Genomic DNA, 18,330 nt, shown 5'->3' with positions numbered 1-18,330 from the left:
TCGGATCGAGGTGCGGGAGAGCGCTCTCTCAACCCGGCTTGAAGTGTTACGAACTGACTACGGATCTGTCAATGCGCCGCCCCTTGACACCTCGGTGGCGGGCGGGCAACCTCAATCGGGAGAGCGCTCTCCCAGCCACGTTCCCACGTCGGCAGGAGGACAAAGGTGTCCCGAACACTCCGCACCCTGGCCGCGACCGCCGCGGCCGGCCTACTCGCGACCGCCCTGACGGTCGTCACCCAACCGGCCCAGGCCGATGAGCTGGTCACGCACCACGAGTTCCAGGCCAACTGCTCGGTCACCGCGCACCGGCCGGACGACCCGATCGTCTTCCCCGGGCTGCCCGGCGCGTCGCACATGCACACGTTCTTGGGCAACAGCTCCACCAACGCGAGCAGCACCACCGCGTCGCTGAAGGCCGGGCAGACCAACTGCAAGACCCCGGACGACAAGTCGGCGTACTGGTTCCCCTCGCTCTACAACGGCGACCAGCTGGTCGTGCCCGACTTCCCCCAGGTCATCTACTACAAGTCGGGGATCCTGAAGTACCAGGAGGTCCGGTCGTTCCCGGCCGGGATCCGGTTCGTGGTGGGCAGCCCCACGGCGACGCAGGAGCAGTTCCGCACCGCGCCCGGCGCGGTCGAGGGCTGGGAGTGCGGCAACAGCGCCCACAACTGGGACTTCCCGTCCTACTGCCCGCCGGGCAGCCAGCTCAACGTCCGCTACCAGGCCCCGAGTTGCTGGAACGGGCGCGACCTCGACTCGGCGGACCACAAGTCGCACATGGCGTACCCGGACCGGGCGACGCTCGTGTGCCCGGCCACGCACCCGGTGCCCGTGCCGATGCTGGAGTTCAAGATCGCCTTCCCGGTGTCGGGCGACATGTCACGCGTGCGGCTGGCCAGCGGACGCGGCTACACCTGGCACTACGACTTCATGAACGCGTGGGACGGCCCCACGTTGCAGGCGCTGGTCAGCCACTGCGTCAACGGCGGCCTGCAGTGCGACCCGCGCGGGTACGACCAGTACAAGCCGCACCGGGGCGCCGCCCTCGGGCCGGACTACCGGCTGCCGCGGTGACGACGATCCCGTCCACCCCGGGGCGCTTCCGAGCGCTCTGGGGTGCCGCCCTGCTGGTGCTGGCCGCGTGCGCGCCGGCGCCGACCCCCGCGCCGCCGGCCCCGGCGTCGCCGTTCAACGCCACCGACACCGCGTGGATCCAGCTGATGATCCCGATGAACGAGCAGCTGCTGCCCGCGCTCGCCCTCGCGCCGCCCGAGCTCGCGCCGTTCGCGGCGGAGCTGGCCGAGTCGCACGGGCGGGAGCTGGCCCAGCTCAAGCGGTTGCGCGAGCGCGCCGGGCTGTCGGGCGACAACCCGCACGCCGGCCACCAGATGCCCGGCCTGGTGTCGGAGGCGGACCTGGCCGGCCTGCGCCTGGACCCGGCCGGCCTGCCCGCGAAGCTGCGCGAGCACCTGGAGCAGTCGGCGCTGCTCGCGCGCGGCGAGCAGGACAGCGGCGCGGACCGGGAGACCCGCGACCTGGCGGCGTCGATCGGCGCGGCACGGGCGGCGCAGACCGAGCGCCTGGCCGCCGCGACACCGGGCCACGTTGGGCAACACCGGAGAAACCCGACGCCTCCCGACCGGGCGGACTCGCGCGTAGTTTCGGAATCATGAGTGCTGCGGAACGCGGACGGGTGCGGGTGGAGACCGGGACCAAGCGTGTCCGGGCCTTCCTGGCGGGCGAACTGGTCGTGGACACCACGCGGCCGGTGCTGGTGTGGGAGATGCCCTACTACCCCACGTACTACTTCCCGGCGGAGGACGTCCGGGCTGACCTGGTGGCGACCGGCGAGGTGAAGCGGTCGCCCAGCCGGGGCAACGGCCAGTTGTTCGACGTGAAGACCGGCTCGGCGTCGGCGGCGGGCGCGGGGCTGCGGTACCCGGACTCGCCGCTGGAGGCGCTGCGCGGCCTCGTCCGGCTGGACTGGGACGCGATGGACGAGTGGTTCGAGGAGGACGAGCCGGTCTACGCCCACCCGCGCGACCCCTACACCAGGGTCGACGCGCTGCAGAGCAGCAGGCACATCCGGGTGGAGGTCGGCGGCGTCGAGGTCGCGAACTCCCACCGCCCGGTGATCCTGTTCGAGACCGGGCTGCCCGCCCGCTACTACCTGCCGATGACCGACGTCCGGCTGGACCTCCTGCGGTCGACCGACCTGAGCACGAGCTGCCCGTACAAGGGCACCGCCGAGTACTGGTCCGTGGTCGTCGGCGACCAGACGCACGAGAACGTCGTCTGGGGCTACCGCAACCCGCTGCCGGAGAGCAGGCCGCTCGCGGGTCTGGTCGCGTTCTACAACGAGAAGGTCGACACTTACGTCGACGGCGTCCTGGAGGAGCGGCCGCGCACCCACTTCGCCTGAACGCCTCCCACGATTCCGGGGCGCCGCCCGGACGGCGGATGGTAGTGCCTGATCAAGACGGGAACGCTAGCGCCCATGGACGTCTTCCCCTCCACCCCGAGGGCACACCGGAACCCCGTGGTCGTCGCTCGGAAGATGGCTCTGCTCAAAGCGCCCCACCTGGCGAAGTTGACGGAGTTCGCGCAGCGCATCGCCACCGAGCGCAAGGCCGACGTGCCGCTGTTCGACCCGGCGAGCGGCGGCGTGAACGCCAAGGTCCTGCTGCTGCTGGAGTCGCCCGGGCCCGCGTCGTCGGGCTCGGGCCTCAACTCGCCGGACAACGACGACCCGACCGCGGCCAACGTGTTCGCCGCGATGGCCGAGGCGGGCCTGTCCCGGCGGGTGAGCCTGAGCTGGAACGTGGTGCCCTGGTACCTGTCCGGCCGCGAGCCGTCGCCCGCCGACCTGCGCGCGGCGGTGCCGTACCTGGTGGAGCTGCTGCGGATGCTGACCTCGCTCAAGTCGGTCGTGGTGCTGGGCAGGCCCGCGGGCACGGGCTGGACGCTGTCCGGCCGCGGCCACAAGCTGAAGGTGTTCAACGCGCCCCACCCGTCGCCGCTGTCCATCAACCGCGACCGGGCGGGCCGGTGGCCGCAGCTCGTCGAGGCCTGTCGGCAGGCGGCCAAGGCGGCCGACTGAGCGCTCAGCCGCGCCCGACCGCCCGCCCGACCCGGTCGTGCAGCTCGCGCAGGTGCCGGACCAGCTCGGGCGGCTCGTGCACCTCGAACTCGCAACCCAGCTGCACCAGGTGGAACGCGAGGTACTCCACCGTGTCCGAGAAGTTCCGGAGCACGCACGTCCGCTCGTCGACGACCTCGACGTCCGCGCCGGGGAACCTGGCCCGCACGTCACGGGCGGGCAGGTGGACCGTCGCCACGGCGGTGTAGGTCGGCGCCCGGCTGAGCATGTGCTCCGCCAGGTAGGCGGCCGGGTCGTCGGAGGGCAGGGTGCGCGGCGCGAACCGGGCCCCGGTGGGGGACAGCGCGGTCATCCGGTCGACCCGGAAGAACCGCCAGTCGTCGCGCTCCGGGTCGAACGCCACCAGGTACCAGCGCCGCCCGGACGGCACCAGGTGCAGCGGCTCGACGTGCCGCCTGCTCTCCGCGCCGTCCGCCGCCGAGTACCGGAACCGCAGCCGTTCCCGGTTCGCGATGGCGGACGCCAGCACGGTCAGGTGCTCGGGGTCCACCGTCACCCCGTCGGCGCCGAGCACCACCGGCAAGGTCGCCGCGCCCAACGCGGCCACCCGCCGCCGCAACCGCGACGGCAGCACCTGCTCCAGCTTCGCCATGGCCCGCAGGGACGCCTCCTCGATGCCCGCCACGGTCTGCCGCGCCGCCGTGCGCAACCCGACCGCGATCGCCACGGCCTCCTCGTCGTCCAGCAGCAGCGGCGGCATCGCCGTGCCCGCGACCAGCCGGTAGCCGCCCTCGGCGCCCATCGACGCCTCGACCGGGTAACCGAGCTCGCGCAGCCGGTCGACGTCGCGGCGGATCGTGCGCGGGCTGACCTCCAGCCGCCGCGCCAGCTCGCTGCCCGGCCACTCGCGGGGCATCTGGAGCAGGGACAACAGGGAGAGCAGCCGGCCCGCGGTGTCGGTCACCCGACCTAGCTTCGCACGCCGAAGACGTCCATCAGCTCCGCCGGCGCGACTTCCTCGAGCTGGGCGTACGTGCACGACTCGGGCGTGCGGTCCGGGCGGAAGCGGACCAGCCTGCTCGTGTGCCGGAACCGCCGTGCCTGCAGGTGCTCGTAGCGCACCTCGGCGACCAGTTCCGGCCGCAGCGGCTCCCAGGTCAGCGTCTTGGTCGGGTTCCACCGGCTCTGCGCGCCGGGCGTGGCGGCGTCGATCGCGGCCCACTCCGCCCACGGGTGGTCGGCCAGCGCGTCCTCCCGGTACGGCGCCAGCTCCGCCAGCAGCTCACGGCGGCGCGCGGCGGTGAAGCTGCTGGCCACGCCGACGTGGTGCAGCGAACCCGCGTCGTCGAACAGCCCGAGCAGCAGCGAGCCGACGCCGACCCCGTCCTTGTGCGGCCGGAACCCGGCCACCACGCAGTCGGCCGTCCGCTCGTGCTTGACCTTCCACATCACCCGCTTGTCCTGCTCGTACGGCAGGTCGGTCCGCTTGGCCACCACGCCGTCGAACCCCGCGCCCTCGAACCGGGTGAACCAGTCCTCGGCCTGGTCGGGGTCGTCCGTCGCGGGCGTCAGGTACAGCCCCGGCACGTCCCGCAGCACGCCCTCCAGCAGCCGTCGGCGTTCGGCGAACGGCACCGCGGTCAGGTCCCGGTCCTCCAGCGCGAGCAGGTCGAACGCGACGAACGCGGCCGGCGTGTCGACGGCCAGCTTGCGCACCCGCGACGCGGCCGGGTGCAGCCGCAGTTGCAGCAGGTCGAAGCTCAACCCGTCGGGTGTGACGATGACGATCTCGCCGTCCACCACGCACCGCGGCGGCAGCCCCGCCAGCAGCACCTCCACCACCTCGGGGAAGTACCTCGTCAACGGCCGGTCGTTGCGGGAGCCGAGCTCCAGCTCCTCGCCGTCGCGGAACACGACGCACCGGAACCCGTCCCACTTCGGCTCGAAGACGAGCCCGGGCTCGCGCGGCACCGCGTGCACGGCCTTGGCGAGCATCGGCCGCACGGGCGGCATCACGGGGAGGTCCACGGGCCCGAGCGTAATTCGAAGTGGAGGAATTCACCGTGGTGCGGAATCGAGGGCCGAAGTTGTCCGCAATGCGTCTTAGGGTGGTGTCACCACTGAGGCGGAAGGCAGAACCAGACCATGAACACCACCCTCTCGACCGAGCTCACCGACCTGCTGACGAGCCTGGCCAGGCACCGCGGGTTCCTCCGCGTCACGGTGCGCGGGCTGAGCGACGAGCAGGCGCGGCAGACGCCCACGGCGAGCGCGCTCTCCCTCGGCGGCCTCATCAAGCACGTCCGCGCCGTGGAAGAGGGCTGGATGCGCTTCGCGGTCGGCGGCGCCGAACTGATGGAGAGCGTGCCGGCGGACTGGGAGAACGGCTTCCGCATGCTGGAGCACGAGACGCTGGCCGGGCTGCTCGCGGACTACGAGGAGACGGCGGCGAAGACCGAGCGGCTGCTCGCGGACCTGGACCTGGACACCGCCCACCCGCTGCCCGTCGCGCCGTGGTTCGAGCCGGGCGTCTCGTGGACCGTCCGCCGCGTGGTGCTGCACCTGATCGCCGAGACGTCCCAGCACGCCGGGCACGCGGACATCATCCGCGAGACCCTCGACGGTCAGAAGACGATGGGCTGACCAGGAGGACACCATGACACCCGACCCGACCACCGCGCGGCCCGGCCGCCCGCCCGTCGTCGACCCGGCCACCTGGCAGGCCGCCCGCGACGAGCTGCTGGTCCGCGAGAAGGCGCACACCCGCGAGGGCGACGCCCTCGCCGCCGCCCGCCGCCGACTGCCGATGGTGGAGTTCGACGGCGCGGTCGAGGTCGTCGGACCCGACGGCCCGGTCCCGTTCCTGGACCTGTTCCAGGGCCGCGACGAGCTCGTCGTCTACAAGCACATGTGGTACGACGGCGCGCCGCACCAGGGGCAGTGCGAGGGCTGCACCACCACGGCCTGGCACCTGAAGGACGCCGTGTACCTCAACGCCCGCGGCGTCTCGTTCGCCGTCCTGACCACGGGCCGGTGGGACGAGGTGGCCGCCTACGTCGAGTTCATGGGCTACACCCAGCCCTGGTACTCGGTGCGCGACCTGGCCGCGCCGGTCGGCGACAGCATGGGGCACCTCACCTGCTTCCTGCGCGACGGCGACCGCGCGTTCCTCACCTACTCCACGACCGGCCGCGGCAACGAGCGGGTCAACGGGTCCCTGGGCCTGCTCGACCTGACGCCCTACGGCCGCGGTGAGGCCTGGGAGGACAACCCCGACGGGTGGCCGGCGGGCCGGGACGCGTGCTGGTCCTGGCGCGCGGACGCGGACGGGACCGCCACCTGGGGCCCGACCAGCCGCCCCGTGCCGCAGTGGACCCGTCCCGGCGCGCTCCCGGTCGACACCCTCGGCCTGGAGCGGCACCACCACTAGGGACGGCGGTCAGAAGCGGCAGTAGCGGCGGATCAGGTCGGCGTGCGAGGGGTAGAGCGGGGCGAGGGTGTCGGCCTCGCCGAAGCTGACCACGTCGTCGTTGTAGGGCGGCACGACGACCGTGCCGACGATCGACCAGTCGCCATCCGGCTCGGAGGCCTGCCACACCCCGGCGGGCACGACCACCTGCGGCCGTTCGCCCGCGGCGAGGTCCGGGCCCAGCACCGGCGTCGTCACCGTGCCGTCCGGGTGCAGCAGCAGCATCCGCAACGCCGCGCCGCGGTGGTAGGAGTAGATCTCCAGGTGGTCCAGCCGGTGCATGCCGGAGAACTCGCCCTCCCGCAGCAGGTAGTAGATCGCGGACGCCTCGGGCGAGCGCCACGACTGCGCCCACCACCCTCCCTCGACCTGTAACTCGACCATCCCCAGCGTCTTGATGACGTCCTCGATGCTCATGTCAGCTCCGCCTCCACCGATCCGTGCACCACGACCATCCCCTTGCCGAGCCGCTTCGCCGTGTACATCGCCGCGTCCGCCGTGCCGAGCAGGTCGTCGGCGGTCAACGACGGGTCGAACGCCTCGCGGTGCGAGATCCCGATCGACGCCCGGATCACGTGCGAGCCGTTCGCCGTGCGGTGCGGCTCGTCCAGCGCGCCGAGCACCCGCCGCCCGATCTCCTCCGGCGGCTGCGGGTAGCCGTCGACCAGCACGCCGAACTCGTCGCCGCCCAACCGCGCCACCACGTCCTGCGACCGCACGCAGGCCTGCAACCGCGACGCCACGATCCGCAGCACCGCGTCGCCCTCGGCGTGGCCGAAGTTGTCGTTGACGTCCTTGAACCCGTCCACGTCGATGAACAGCACCACCACCGGCGACGTCCCGGCCAGCGCCGCGTCCAGCCGCTCCCGGAACAGCGCGCGGTTCGGCACCCCCGTCAGCGGGTCGTGGTAGGCCTGGTGCCGCAGCCGTTCCCGGCTCTCCCGCAGCTGCTCCAGCAGCTTCACGTTGTCGATCAGCGTCAGCAGCTGCCGCGCGATCACCAGCAGCACCACGCCGAGCCCGACGTAGATCTCCAGCGGGTTGAGCCGCACGCCGGTCGCCGTGCCGACCACGATGAACAGGCCCGTGACCAGCATCGGCAGGTACGGCACCAGCAGGTGCAGCAGCTCGCCCGCGCGCAGCCTGGCCGCGCCGACCCGCTCCCGCGCGGCGTTGCTCGGCGCGATGGAGCTGAGGAAGAACAACGCCGGGCACACCATGAACCCGATGTCGGCTGCCGTCGGGATGGCCGTGGCGCCCTTGCTCACCAGGTACGCGAACACCCAGCCCGACGCCGACTGCGCCAGGCCCGCCAACGCGATGAACAGCACCGGCAGCTGCCGCACCGAGCGGTGCGTCCACGACGACACCAGCAGCACGACCAGCATCACCAGGTAGGCGGCCGGGTGCGCCACGACGGTCGCGAAACCCGGGCCGGAGGTGGCCCACGCGCGGACCATCGACTCCAGCAGCGACACCCACGTGAGCACGAACAGCGAGCCGACCACGATCAGCCCGTCCAGCGCGACGACCAGCTTGCTGCGGTGGCCGGGCAGCTTGCCCGACCCGCCGTGCGCCAGCACCAGGACCGCGCACAGCGTCAGCCCGGGCACGAGCATGAACCCGATCGGCGCCAGCGTGGACGAGGGCAGCGCCACCCCGAGGAACACCTGGCCCCAGATCCACACGGCCAGCCCGACGGCCAGGCTCGCCATCGCCGCGACCATCCACAGCCGCCAGCGGCGCGCCACCCCCTGCCGCGCCCGCGCGGCCCGCCAGTACGACACCATCGCGGCGACCGAGGCGAGCAACTGGGTGAACTTGTCGATCGCGACGGACGTCGGCCGGTCGAGCACCCCGGAGACCACGAGGCTGACGACGCAGACGACCAGGGCGCAGACGGCGACGGAGACGACGCCGAACCGCCTCAGGGTCATGGCACCCCGCTCATGCCGCCACTGGAGTCGATCAGTTGACCGAGCCACTGTAGTGACCTCGTGACGCTGTGTCGATCGGGGGGTGCCTGTTCGTCACCGTGCGCGTGTCACCGGGCCGTCCGCCGTGATCACCCTCTAAGGTTCGAACTGGTGTTCGTCGGCGGTTGAGGGGACCAGCGTGCGCGTGTTCGGAGTCGACCCCGGCCTGACCCGGTGCGGGTTCGGGGTGGTCGACGGCGGTCCCGGCCGGACCGTGCGGCCGGTCGCCGTGGACGTCGTGCGCACGCCCGCGGACGAGGACCTGGCGCGGCGGCTGCTCCAGCTCTCCGACGCGGTCGAGCAGTGGCTGGACCGCTACCAGCCCCAGGTGGTGGCCGTCGAGCGGGTGTTCAGCCAGCACAACGTGCGCACCGCGATGGGCACCGCGCAGGCGGGCGGCGTGGTGGCGCTGTCGGCGGCCCGCCGCGGCCTGCCGGTCGTGTTCCACACGCCGAGCGAGGTCAAGGCCGCCGTCACCGGTTCCGGGCGGGCGGACAAGGCCCAGGTCACCGCCATGGTCACCAAGCTGCTCGGCCTCAAGACCGCGCCGAAGCCCGCCGACGCCGCCGACGCGCTCGCGCTGGCCATCTGCCACCTGTGGCGCGCGCCCATGCGGTCGCGCCTGGAGGAGGCGCAGGCGAGGGCGGCTGAGATCGCCCGGACGCACCGCGCCAAACTGGCACAGGCCGGTGCGAGGGCAGCGGCCGCACCGGGCAAGGCCACACCGATCGACAAGCGGGAAGCAGGTAAGGGTCAGTGATCTCGTCACTGCGCGGGCAGGTGCTGTCCATCGGGCTCGACCACGTCGTCGTCGAGGTCGGCGGCGTCGGCTACGCCGTGCAGGCCACCCCCGCCACGCTGGCCACGCTGCGCCGCGGCGAAGAGACCCAGCTGGCCACGGCGCTGGTCGTGCGCGAGGACTCGCTGACCCTCTTCGGCTTCGCCGACGCCGACGCCCGCGAGCTGTTCGGCCTCCTGCAGACCGTGTCCGGGATAGGGCCGCGGCTGGCGTTGGCGACACTGGCCGTGCTGGAGCCGGACAAGCTGCGCGCCGCCCTGGCCGAGGGCAACATCACCGTGCTCACCCAGGTGCCCGGCATCGGCCGCAAGGGCGCCGAGCGCCTGATCATCGAGCTGCGCGACAAGGTCGGCCGGCTCGAGCCCGCGCCGAGCGCCACCGGCGACGCGGGCCAGGTCCGCGCGCAGGTCACCGAGGCGCTGCTCGGCCTCGGCTTCCCGGCCAAGCAGGCCGAGCAGGCCGTCGACGCCGTGCTGGCCGCCGACGGCGCGCTGGGCACGTCCGAGGTCCTCCGCCGCTCCCTGGCCGCCCTGGGCCGCAAGCGATGAACCACGACGAGGACGACACCCTCAACCCGCTGCCGGATCCCGCCGAGCGGGACCTCGAAACCACCCTGCGGCCGAAGGACCTGCACGAGTTCGTCGGCCAGCCGAAGGTCCGCGAGCAGCTCGAACTGGTCCTCCAGGGCGCGATGCAACGCGGCTCGCCGCCCGACCACGTGCTGCTGTCCGGCCCGCCCGGCCTGGGCAAGACCAGCCTCGCCATGATCATCGCGGCCGAGCTGGGCGCGTCCCTGCGCATCACCTCCGGCCCCGCCCTCGAACGCGCGGGCGACCTGGCCGCGATGCTGTCGAACCTGGTCGAGGGCGACGTGCTGTTCATCGACGAGATCCACCGGATGGCCAGGCCCGCCGAGGAGATGCTCTACCTGGCGATGGAGGACTTCCGGGTCGACGTGGTCGTCGGCAAGGGCCCCGGCGCGACCAGCATCCCGCTCGACATCGCCCCGTTCACGCTGGTCGGCGCCACCACCCGCTCCGGCGCGCTGACCGGGCCGCTGCGCGACCGGTTCGGCTTCACCGGGCACATGGAGTTCTACAGCCCCGAGGAGCTGGAGCTGATCCTGCGCCGGTCCGCCGGGATCCTCGGCGTCGACCTGCGCGAGGACGGCGGCCGGGAGATCGCGGGCCGGTCCCGCGGCACGCCCCGCATCGCGAACCGGCTGCTCCGGCGGGTTCGGGACTACGCAGAGGTGCGCGCGGACGGCGCGGTGACCCTGGAGGTCGCCCGGGACGCCCTGAAGGTCTACGACGTGGACGAACTGGGCCTGGACCGGTTGGACCGGGCGGTCCTGGGCGCGTTGGTCCGTTCGTTCGGCGGCGGCCCGGTCGGCGTCTCCACGCTGGCCGTCGCGGTGGGTGAGGAGCCCACCACGGTCGAGGAGGTCTGCGAGCCGTACCTGGTCCGGGCCGGGATGCTGGCGCGCACGCCCCGTGGTCGGGTCGCCACCGCCACGGCGTGGCTGCACCTGGGCCTGCAGCCGCCGCCCCGGGCGCCTGGGGAGGCCACCCGATCCCTGTTCGACGACGCCACCGAGTGATCGGTATTACTCACCTGGCACAATCGGCAGCGGCACCCCAGAAATTCGGACGTACCGGGCGCTGATCGCGCCCGCCCCGTCCGGTTGATCGGAGAATGATGGACCTGTCCTCCTTGATGTTCCCGCTGCTGCTCGTGCTGCTCGCGGTGCCGCTGTTCCTCAGCGCCCGCAAGCAGAAGCGGGCCGTCGCCGAACAGCAGGCGCTGCTGAACTCCCTGGAGCCGGGTGACCGGGTCATGACCACCTCCGGGCTGTACGCGACGGTGGCCGGCGTGAACGACGAAGACAACACGATCGAACTCGAGATCGCCGACGGCGTCGTCACCACTTGGCTGCGCCAGGCCATTCGCGAGAAGGTTGTCGTGGACACCGAGACCGACGCGGTCGTGGACGACGTCGAGGATGTCGACGACGTCGTGGACGAGACCGCGGACGTCGACCGCGCACAGCAGGAGAGCAAGAAGTAACCAGAAGTAACCAGCGGAGGCCTCGCCTGGAGCCGGCAACTGTCAACGTGCCGACTCCAGGCAGTGACGCGCAGCTCACACCATCAGGGGTACGCTGCGGCCTCGCTGACCTTGTCAACTATCAGGAGACGGACGGACCGTGGCACCTCCGGCCGGGCAAATCCGCCCCGCGAAGTACCTGGGCGCATTTGTCCTCATCGTGGTCGCGCTGTACTCCCTGGTGTTCTTCACCGGGAACGGCAAGGCGACCCCCAAGCTCGGCATCGACCTCCAGGGTGGCACCCGTGTCACGTTGACCGCCCGGGCTCCTGATGGGAAGACGCCGTCGGAGGAGTCGCTCAACCAGGCGCGCACGCTCATCGAGACGCGCGTCAACGGTCTGGGCGTGGCCGGTCCCGAGGTCATCCGCGACGGCACCAACCTGGTGATCACGGTCCCCGGCTCCGACAGCGAGGGCGCGAAGCGCCTCGGCCAGACGGCGAAGCTCAACTTCCGCAAGGTCATCGGCTCGCCGGTGCCCAACGCGCCGGAGCCCGAGCCGACCAGCAGCGCGCCGCCGACCACGTCGGGCTCGGCCGCGCCCCCCGCGAGCGAGGGCAAGGAGCCGACCGAGACCGCGAACTCCGTCGCGCCGACCACGACCGCGCAGGGCCGCCCGGCCCCGGCGTTCGAGGGCCAGCCGACCACGACGCCGCCGGCCGACACCACGACGCCGCCCGCGGACCCGAACGCGCCCGCCGGCGAGCAGCCGCCCACCGAGCCGCAGGTCGACTGCCGCGCGGTCTTCCAGGGCCAGTACTCCGACGACCCGACCAGGGCCATCGAGGAGTCCCGCACCTGCCGGCAGGACCCGCAGCTGACCACGCTGGACGCGCAGACCGTGTCCCAGGCGCTCGCCGCGTTCACCTGCCCCGCGGTCGACCCGCTGATCGGCAACGACGACCCGGCGCTGCCGCTGCTGACCTGCGACCAGGACCGCACCGAGAAGTACGTGCTGGCGCCGGTCACCCCGCCGACCGACGGCAGCGTGAAGGACGACGACTTCAGCCTGTACTCGCGGCTGAGCGGCGAGGACATCGACAACGCGGTGTCCGGCACCGACCCGCAGGGCGCGGGCTTCGTCGTCGACCTCACCTTCAAGGGCGAGGGCGGTGACAAGTGGGGCAAGTTCACCTCGGCGAACGTCTCTCAGCAGGTCGCCGTCGTGCTGGACACGCAGGTCGTGTCCGCGCCGAACATCAACGAGCCCATCCTCGGCGGCTCGACGCAGATCAGCGGCAAGTTCAGCCAGGCCGAGGCGAACAGCCTCGCCAACGTGCTCAAGTACGGCTCGCTGCCGCTGTCGTTCGAGGCCTCCGAGGCCGAGACGGTGTCCGCGACGCTGGGCCTCGCCTCGCTGAAGGCCGGCCTGATCGCCGGTGGCATCGGCCTCGCGCTGGTGTTCGTCTACTGCTTGTTCTACTACCGCCTGCTCGGCGTGCTGACGATCCTGTCGCTCGTCCTGTCCGGTGTGATCGTCTACGCGGTGCTGGTGCTGCTTGGCCGCTGGATCGGGTTCACCCTCGACCTCGCGGGCATCGCCGGTTTCATCGTGTCGATCGGTATCACCGCGGACTCGTTCGTGGTGTTCTTCGAACGACTGAAGGACGAGATGCGAGAGGGCCGGACGTTCCGGTCGGCGGTGCCGCGCGCCTGGGTCCGCTCCCGTCGCACGATCCTGTCCGCGGACATGGTCAGCTTCCTCGCCGCGGCCATCCTGTACGTGCTCGCCGTCGGCCAGGTGAAGGGCTTCGCGTTCACCCTGGGTATGTCGACCGTGCTCGACCTGGTCGTGGTCTTCCTGGTCACGCACCCGCTGGTCAGCATGATCTCCAAGTCGAAGCGCCTGTCCAACCCGAAGCTCTCGGGTCTGGGCGGCGCCGTCCAGGCCGCTGTCGACGACCGCGCGCCGTCGGGTGCGAAGAGCACCGCTGTGAAGGAGGTCTGACGTGACCGAGGCGAAGAAGAGCAACGTTTTCCATCGGCTCTACGTCGGCAACGGCGCGTTCGACATCGTCGGCAAGCGCAAGCGCTGGTACGTGATCTTCGGCATCATCCTGCTGATCTGCGTCCTGTCGATCGTGTTCAAGGGCTTCAACCGCGGCATCGACTTCACCGGTGGCACGCGGATCCAGATGCCCGCGATCAGCTCCTCCGGCACGATCGGCGTCGAGCAGGCCAAGGAGTCGTTCGAGAAGGCCCTCGGCAAGGAGCCGGCCGCCACGCAGACCGTGGGCACCGGCGACTCGGCGACCATCCAGATCCGGTCGGAGACGCTCGACGCCGACCAGGTCCTGAAGCTCAAGACCACGCTCAACGAGGACCTGAAGCCCAACGGCGGCGTGGACGCCATCAGCGACAGCGCCGTGTCCGCCTCGTGGGGCGGTGAGATCACCAGCCAGGCGCTGATCGCGCTGCTCGTGTTCTTCGTCGCGGTGATGATCTTCCTGGCGCTGTACTTCGAGCTGTCGATGGCGCTCGCCGCCCTCGTCGCGGTGCTGCACGACGTGGTGATCACGGCGGGCGTGTACTCGATCGTCGGCTTCGAGGTCTCGCCGGCCACGGTCATCGGTCTGCTCACCATCCTCGGTTTCTCGCTGTACGACACGGTGGTGGTGTTCGACAAGGTCCGGGAGAACACCCGCGGTCTGCTCGGCCTCACCCGCCGCACGTTCGCCGAGGCCGCGAACCTGGCGGTCAACCAGACCCTGATGCGCTCGATCAACACCTCGTTGATCGCGGTGCTGCCGGTGCTGGGCCTGCTGGCGATCGGCGTCGGCCTGCTCGGCGTCGGCACGCTGAAGGACCTGGCGCTGGTGCAGCTCACCGGCATCGTGATCGGCGCGCTGTCGTCCATCTACATCGCGACCCCGATCGCGGTGGACCTGAAGATGCGCGACGCCCGGTACAAGGCGCAGGCCGCCCGGGTGCAGGCGCGTCGGGACAACCTGGCCCGCCGTGCCGCCGCGACCGGCGAAGCGACCGGCGAGGTCGTCAGCGGTGGCGACATCGTGGAGTCGACCGACGACGAGTCGCTGCAGGCCGAGTTGCGCAAGGAGAAGGCCATGGCGGCCGCGGCGGGCGTGCCCGCGCGGACCGGCAAGGCGAGCGACGCGCGACGCCGCCCGACGGGCAAGAAGCACCGTTGAAGCTCGACCGCGCCCTAGGGCTGCTGCGTGAGGTCCCGGACTTCCCCCTGCCGGGGGTCGTCTTCCGGGACCTCACGCCGGTCCTCGCCGACCCGGACGCTCTGCGCGCCGTGGTCGACGCCCTCCAGGACAAGATCCACCCGGACACCCAGGTAGTGGCCGCGATAGAGTCGCGCGGCTTCCTGCTGGGCGCTGCTCTGGGTTACGGCTGGCACTACGGCGTCGTGCCGCTGCGCAAGCCGGGCAAGCTGCCTTCGGTCGCGCACCGCGTGTCCTACGACCTGGAGTACGGGACGGCCACGCTGGAACTGCCGGCGGAGGCCATCGTGCCGGGGCAGCACGTCGTCGTGGTGGACGACGTGCTGGCGACCGGCGGCACCGCCGCGGCGGCGTGCGAGCTGGTCGAACGCGCCGGTGGCGTGGTCACCGGTATCTCGGTCGTGCTGGAGATCCCCGGCTTGGGCGGCCGCGAGCGCCTGGCCGGCCGTGACGTCAACGCCCTGCTGACCGTCTGACCTGCTGACCGTCCGACCTGCTCCGGGTTCACGCCGCGAGGGCGGTGGGTGGTCGGTGGAGGAGGTTCTGGCGGGGTAGTCGGGCGGGGTCGACGTGGCGGGGTGGGATGAACGCCGGCACTCCGCCGGTCATGGTGATCCTCCAGCGTGAGTGGTGGACCAGGCTGTGGTGGGCCCGGCAGAGCAGGACCATGTTGGCGAGGTCGGTGTCGCCGCCGTCGGCCCAGTGCCGGACGTGGTGCGCGTCGCACCACTTCGGTGGTCGGCCGCAGCCCGGGAACGCGCATCCCCGGTCCCTGGCGTGCAGTGCCTTGCGCTGCGCCACGCTGACCGTGCGCTTCGTCCTCCCCAGGTCCAGCACCTCGGAGCCGGCTCCGAGCACGACCGGGATGACCTTGGCGTCGCAGGCGATCCGCCGGGCCTGGGATGCGCTCAAGAAGTGGTCGCCGTCGAGCACCGCGTGCCCCGCGCCGCGCCGCAACGTCTCGAAGTCGAGGGTGACGCTGATGTGGGGGCGTTCCCCGGCTTCGGAGGGCAGGTCACCCGACCGCGAGGCCAGCGATACGAGGTCGCCGAACGCCTCGCCCCACCGGTGCGCCCGGTCCTTCGGGCCGTCGGGTCGGGGTGTGGCGAGTGGTTCGAGCATCGCGGTGAAGCGGGCGCCGGTCTCGGCGGACAGTTCGCCCCAGAACTCCAGTCGCCCGCCGGGCAGGTCTCGCACGTGCAGGGTGTCGGCGGGTTCGGCGGCGGGTTCGTCCCACTCGTCGGCCGCCTCCTGGTCGATCCGGTCCCGGATCCGGTCGGCCAGCCGCCGCACCGCTTGGGGTTCGACGGAGCGGGCGGCCTCGACCAGGATCGCCTCGGAGGAGTCGGGCAACTTGAGCGTGGTGATCGCCCGGGTCAACTCCCGCAGATGAGCATCGGACAACTCGTGCTCGGCCAACGCCGCACCGACCTCCGGGTGCGAGGGCGGCAGCGGTTGGCCGGTGGGGGTGATCGAGGGCAGGAACAACGCGACCTGCGCGATCCACTGCTTCATCTCGGCGGGGTTCGCCCGTGCCAGGTGTCGGAACGAGTCCACGTCGTAGCCGCACCGGAGCACCTCGGCCAGCAGTTCCAATCGCCGCCGGTGCAACGCCCGCAGGGATGCCTCGACCGAGGCGACGGCGGCGAAGAGGCCGTCCTCGGTGAGCAGCGCGGGCGATGTGTCCATGACCAAATGATATTCGAACGAGCATTCGGCCGGCATCGCTCGATCAAGTGAAACCGTTGCAGCATAACGACTTTCGCCTACCAGTGGGCGACGCCGAAGTCGCCGATCACGAGCAGGTCCGGCTCGGGCGGCTCGGTCGAGGAGTGCACGGCGGTCTGGAGGGCTTCCGCTTCGAGCACGAGCGCGTCGGCCCCCGTGATGGTGAAGTCGTCGGCCGCCCGCTTGAACCAGAGCAGCGCCGATTCGCGGTCGCCCTGGGCCAGCCGGGCCCGTCCGAGCAGCACGCGGCACTCGCCGCGCTCCTCGGCGATCCCGGTGTCGGCGTCGTACTCGGCGTAGAGCTCGTCGGCCCGGGTGAACTTCGCGACCGCGTTGTCCAGGTCGCCCGTCAGGAGCGCGTGCGCGCCGAGTTCGCGGACGGCCCACGCGACGCCGGCGTTGTTCTCGCACGTGAAGTGCATCTCGACCAGTTGGACGAGGCACCCGGTGATGGCGTCGGCCATGCCGCGGGCGCGGTAGATGCTCGCCAGCAGGTCGAGGGCGAAGGCGTGGTGGGCGAGCCGGTCCTCGGTGGCCAGTTCGAGGCAGAGGTCCCGGCGGATCCCGACCGCGCGCGTGGTCATGGTGGTGGCGGCTTGGAAGAGGCGCATGCGGGCGTAGACCTGCGCGGCGACCTCCAGCGGGACGGCGGCGGACTCCGAGAGGGGGTGGCGCTCGGCGAGGGCGAGGGTCGCGCGGTGCACCTCCAGCGTGGCCGCCAAGCCGTAGCTGTGCGGCACCTCCAGCCACTGGCAGCGGAGGCGCTCCGCCACTTGGTCTACGTTCTCCGTCATGCGTGCCACCCTATAGTTTGCGGCGGGCAAACCTCTGGCAAGCAATAGGGTGAACTCTGCGTGCAAGTCGACTACGCACAGTGGCTAAGGTGATCGTCATGGCGGTAGGAACCACGCGTGCCAAGCGAAGGCTCGGCCGACACGTCAAACCGATCGTGGAACGGGCAGGACTCAAGCCCGCCGAGGTCGCGGACCTGGTCAAGACGTCGAAGGACACGGTCAACCGACTGCTGTCCGGCGACCACCTGCCGCGTTACCCGACGTTCCTGGCGATCATGATGGTCCTCAAGGCGACCGATGAGGAGCTGGGTGAGGGCACCGCGCTCTGGGAACGCGCGAACGTGGACGCGGTGGTGGTCGAGCACGCCTCCGCTCTCTCGCCGGGTTACCTGCGGTTCCGGATGGACGAAGGAGAGGCGACCGCGGAACGCTCACTCGACCCGACGATGATTCCGGGAATCCTCCAGCTCGGCAGCTACGCCGAAGAGATGGGTCGAGGCGCTCCGGCGTTGACCGCGGGCAAGGGGTGGACCGCCCAGGCGGCTGCCGAGCGTCGTGATCGGCAAGGCTTGCTCTCCCGTGCATTCCACCCACTCCAGCTGCACGCGCTGATCGACGAAGCGGCGCTGTACCGCGTGGTCGGAGGCCGTGAGCTGATGTATGAGCAGTTGACGCACCTGTTGACGGTCGCCCAGCAGGACAACGTCACCCTTCAGATCGTCTCCTTCGACACCGGTGCCTATGGCCCGCAGCTCGGCGCGTTGACCCTGCTCGACTACCCCGAGCCAGAGGAACCGCTCTCGGTCTACGTGGAGGGCCACAGCGGGATCAAGGTCGTGGAGAATGAGCGGATGGTGAGCAGGCTGGTCGAGGCTTGGGACGACGTGGCCCGGCTGGCGCTCGATCCGAAGCAATCCGCGAAGTGCATCCGAGAAGTGAGGGACGCCAGGTATGCCTGACCAGCAGGATCGGTGGCGGAAGTCGACCTACAGCTCCACCCAGCCGGACTGCGTCGAGCTGTCCGTGACCGTCGAGTCGACCGCCGTTCGGGACAGCAAGCAGCCGGAAGCGGGGCAGTTGAGGTTCCCCCGGACGAGCTTCGCGGCGTTCCTGGCGGGTCTCAAGAGCGACCAGACGGCGGGTTCAGGCTGGTGAAACCCGACC

The 18,330-nt window shown here is 71.3% G+C and carries 21 protein-coding genes; 15 read left to right on the top strand and 6 right to left on the bottom strand.

The window, feature by feature from the left end; all coding sequences use genetic code 11:
• Nucleotides 1–165: 165 nt before the first annotated feature.
• The 4 genes from ABTZ99_RS19905 (at nt 166) to ABTZ99_RS19890 (ending at nt 3,106) form a co-directional block, all read left to right on the top strand.
• On the top strand, nt 166–1,080 hold the full coding sequence (locus ABTZ99_RS19905) for a DUF1996 domain-containing protein (RefSeq protein ID WP_498772365.1): 915 nt from the start codon (nt 166–168) through the stop codon (nt 1,078–1,080).
• Nucleotides 1,077–1,679 (top strand): DUF305 domain-containing protein, encoded by a 603-nt coding sequence (locus tag ABTZ99_RS19900; protein WP_498772367.1) that lies wholly within the window; start codon nt 1,077–1,079, stop codon nt 1,677–1,679. The genes ABTZ99_RS19905 and ABTZ99_RS19900 overlap by 4 nt, the downstream gene beginning before the upstream one ends.
• Entirely contained in the window at nt 1,676–2,428 is a 753-nt protein-coding gene (locus tag ABTZ99_RS19895; RefSeq protein ID WP_499612837.1) for a DUF427 domain-containing protein, read from the top strand. Before ABTZ99_RS19900 ends, ABTZ99_RS19895 begins: the two co-directional genes overlap by 4 nt.
• A 135-nt stretch (nt 2,429–2,563) precedes the next feature.
• A complete protein-coding gene (locus ABTZ99_RS19890) occupies nt 2,564–3,106 on the top strand; it encodes a uracil-DNA glycosylase (RefSeq protein ID WP_498772371.1) in 543 nt (180 codons plus the stop codon).
• A 4-nt stretch (nt 3,107–3,110) separates the two neighbouring features.
• Here ABTZ99_RS19890 and ABTZ99_RS19885 read toward each other — a convergent pair whose 3' ends face one another.
• Both ABTZ99_RS19885 and ABTZ99_RS19880 read right to left on the bottom strand, forming a co-directional pair.
• A complete protein-coding gene (locus ABTZ99_RS19885) occupies nt 3,111–4,070 on the bottom strand; it encodes a helix-turn-helix transcriptional regulator (protein ID WP_499612835.1) in 960 nt (319 codons plus the stop codon).
• 5 nt (nt 4,071–4,075) lie between these two features.
• A complete protein-coding gene (locus ABTZ99_RS19880; protein WP_498772375.1) occupies nt 4,076–5,134 on the bottom strand; it encodes an ATP-dependent DNA ligase in 1,059 nt (352 codons plus the stop codon).
• A 117-nt stretch (nt 5,135–5,251) separates the two neighbouring features.
• On the opposite strand from ABTZ99_RS19880, the gene ABTZ99_RS19875 reads away from it, so the two are divergent.
• Entirely contained in the window at nt 5,252–5,749 is a 498-nt protein-coding gene (locus ABTZ99_RS19875; RefSeq protein ID WP_499612833.1) for a DinB family protein, read from the top strand.
• 13 nt (nt 5,750–5,762) lie between these two features.
• Nucleotides 5,763–6,536 (top strand): DUF899 family protein, encoded by a 774-nt coding sequence (locus ABTZ99_RS19870; protein ID WP_499612832.1) that lies wholly within the window; start codon nt 5,763–5,765, stop codon nt 6,534–6,536.
• A 9-nt stretch (nt 6,537–6,545) separates the two neighbouring features.
• Here ABTZ99_RS19870 and ABTZ99_RS19865 read toward each other — a convergent pair whose 3' ends face one another.
• Nucleotides 6,546–6,992 (bottom strand): cupin domain-containing protein, encoded by a 447-nt coding sequence (locus ABTZ99_RS19865; protein ID WP_499612831.1) that lies wholly within the window; start codon nt 6,990–6,992, stop codon nt 6,546–6,548.
• Nucleotides 6,989–8,512, bottom strand: a complete 1,524-nt coding sequence (locus tag ABTZ99_RS19860; protein WP_498772383.1) for a diguanylate cyclase domain-containing protein — start codon at nt 8,510–8,512, stop codon at nt 6,989–6,991. The genes ABTZ99_RS19865 and ABTZ99_RS19860 overlap by 4 nt, the downstream gene beginning before the upstream one ends.
• A gap of 178 nt (nt 8,513–8,690) precedes the next feature.
• Here ABTZ99_RS19860 and ruvC point away from each other — a divergent pair, with 178 nt between their 5' ends.
• From ruvC to ABTZ99_RS19825, 7 genes are all read left to right on the top strand, one after another.
• Complete coding sequence (gene ruvC, locus ABTZ99_RS19855) at nt 8,691–9,311, top strand: crossover junction endodeoxyribonuclease RuvC (RefSeq protein WP_499612829.1); 621 nt, start codon at nt 8,691–8,693, stop codon at nt 9,309–9,311.
• The gene (gene ruvA, locus ABTZ99_RS19850) at nt 9,308–9,898 is read left to right on the top strand and encodes a Holliday junction branch migration protein RuvA (protein ID WP_498772387.1); all 591 of its coding nucleotides are present in this window, start codon (nt 9,308–9,310) and stop codon (nt 9,896–9,898) included. The genes ruvC and ruvA overlap by 4 nt, the downstream gene beginning before the upstream one ends.
• Nucleotides 9,895–10,950: a Holliday junction branch migration DNA helicase RuvB gene (ruvB, locus tag ABTZ99_RS19845; protein WP_498772389.1), complete on the top strand. Its 1,056-nt coding sequence runs from the start codon at nt 9,895–9,897 to the stop codon at nt 10,948–10,950. Before ruvA ends, ruvB begins: the two co-directional genes overlap by 4 nt.
• 98 nt (nt 10,951–11,048) lie before the next feature.
• Nucleotides 11,049–11,417, top strand: a complete 369-nt coding sequence (gene yajC / locus ABTZ99_RS19840; RefSeq protein ID WP_498772391.1) for a preprotein translocase subunit YajC — start codon at nt 11,049–11,051, stop codon at nt 11,415–11,417.
• A 139-nt stretch (nt 11,418–11,556) separates the two neighbouring features.
• On the top strand, nt 11,557–13,404 hold the full coding sequence (gene secD / locus ABTZ99_RS19835) for a protein translocase subunit SecD (protein WP_498772393.1): 1,848 nt from the start codon (nt 11,557–11,559) through the stop codon (nt 13,402–13,404).
• Between the two features lies 1 nt (nt 13,405).
• Complete coding sequence (gene secF / locus ABTZ99_RS19830; RefSeq protein ID WP_498772394.1) at nt 13,406–14,605, top strand: protein translocase subunit SecF; 1,200 nt, start codon at nt 13,406–13,408, stop codon at nt 14,603–14,605.
• Nucleotides 14,602–15,120: an adenine phosphoribosyltransferase gene (locus ABTZ99_RS19825; protein WP_498772396.1), complete on the top strand. Its 519-nt coding sequence runs from the start codon at nt 14,602–14,604 to the stop codon at nt 15,118–15,120. The genes secF and ABTZ99_RS19825 overlap by 4 nt, the downstream gene beginning before the upstream one ends.
• A gap of 28 nt (nt 15,121–15,148) precedes the next feature.
• Here the strand turns inward: ABTZ99_RS19825 and ABTZ99_RS19820 are convergent, their stop codons facing one another.
• A complete protein-coding gene (locus ABTZ99_RS19820) occupies nt 15,149–16,333 on the bottom strand; it encodes an HNH endonuclease signature motif containing protein (RefSeq protein ID WP_499612826.1) in 1,185 nt (394 codons plus the stop codon).
• A gap of 77 nt (nt 16,334–16,410) precedes the next feature.
• Nucleotides 16,411–17,166, bottom strand: coding sequence for a tetratricopeptide repeat protein (locus ABTZ99_RS19815; protein WP_499612824.1), 756 nt, complete (start codon nt 17,164–17,166; stop codon nt 16,411–16,413).
• A gap of 98 nt (nt 17,167–17,264) precedes the next feature.
• Between ABTZ99_RS19815 and ABTZ99_RS19810 the strand changes: the two genes are divergently transcribed.
• On the top strand, nt 17,265–18,125 hold the full coding sequence (locus tag ABTZ99_RS19810) for a Scr1 family TA system antitoxin-like transcriptional regulator (protein ID WP_499612852.1): 861 nt from the start codon (nt 17,265–17,267) through the stop codon (nt 18,123–18,125).
• Nucleotides 18,118–18,321 carry a DUF397 domain-containing protein gene (locus ABTZ99_RS19805; RefSeq protein ID WP_498772402.1) on the top strand — a complete coding sequence of 68 codons (204 nt, stop codon included), beginning with the start codon at nt 18,118–18,120 and terminating at the stop codon, nt 18,319–18,321. Before ABTZ99_RS19810 ends, ABTZ99_RS19805 begins: the two co-directional genes overlap by 8 nt.
• Nucleotides 18,322–18,330: the final 9 nt, after the last annotated feature.

It is taken from the genome of Actinosynnema sp. NPDC002837 (genome assembly GCF_040295345.1).
In the GTDB taxonomy this organism is placed as follows: Bacteria; Actinomycetota; Actinomycetes; order Mycobacteriales; family Pseudonocardiaceae; genus Actinosynnema.
This window is presented reverse-complemented; position numbering and strand designations above follow the sequence as displayed.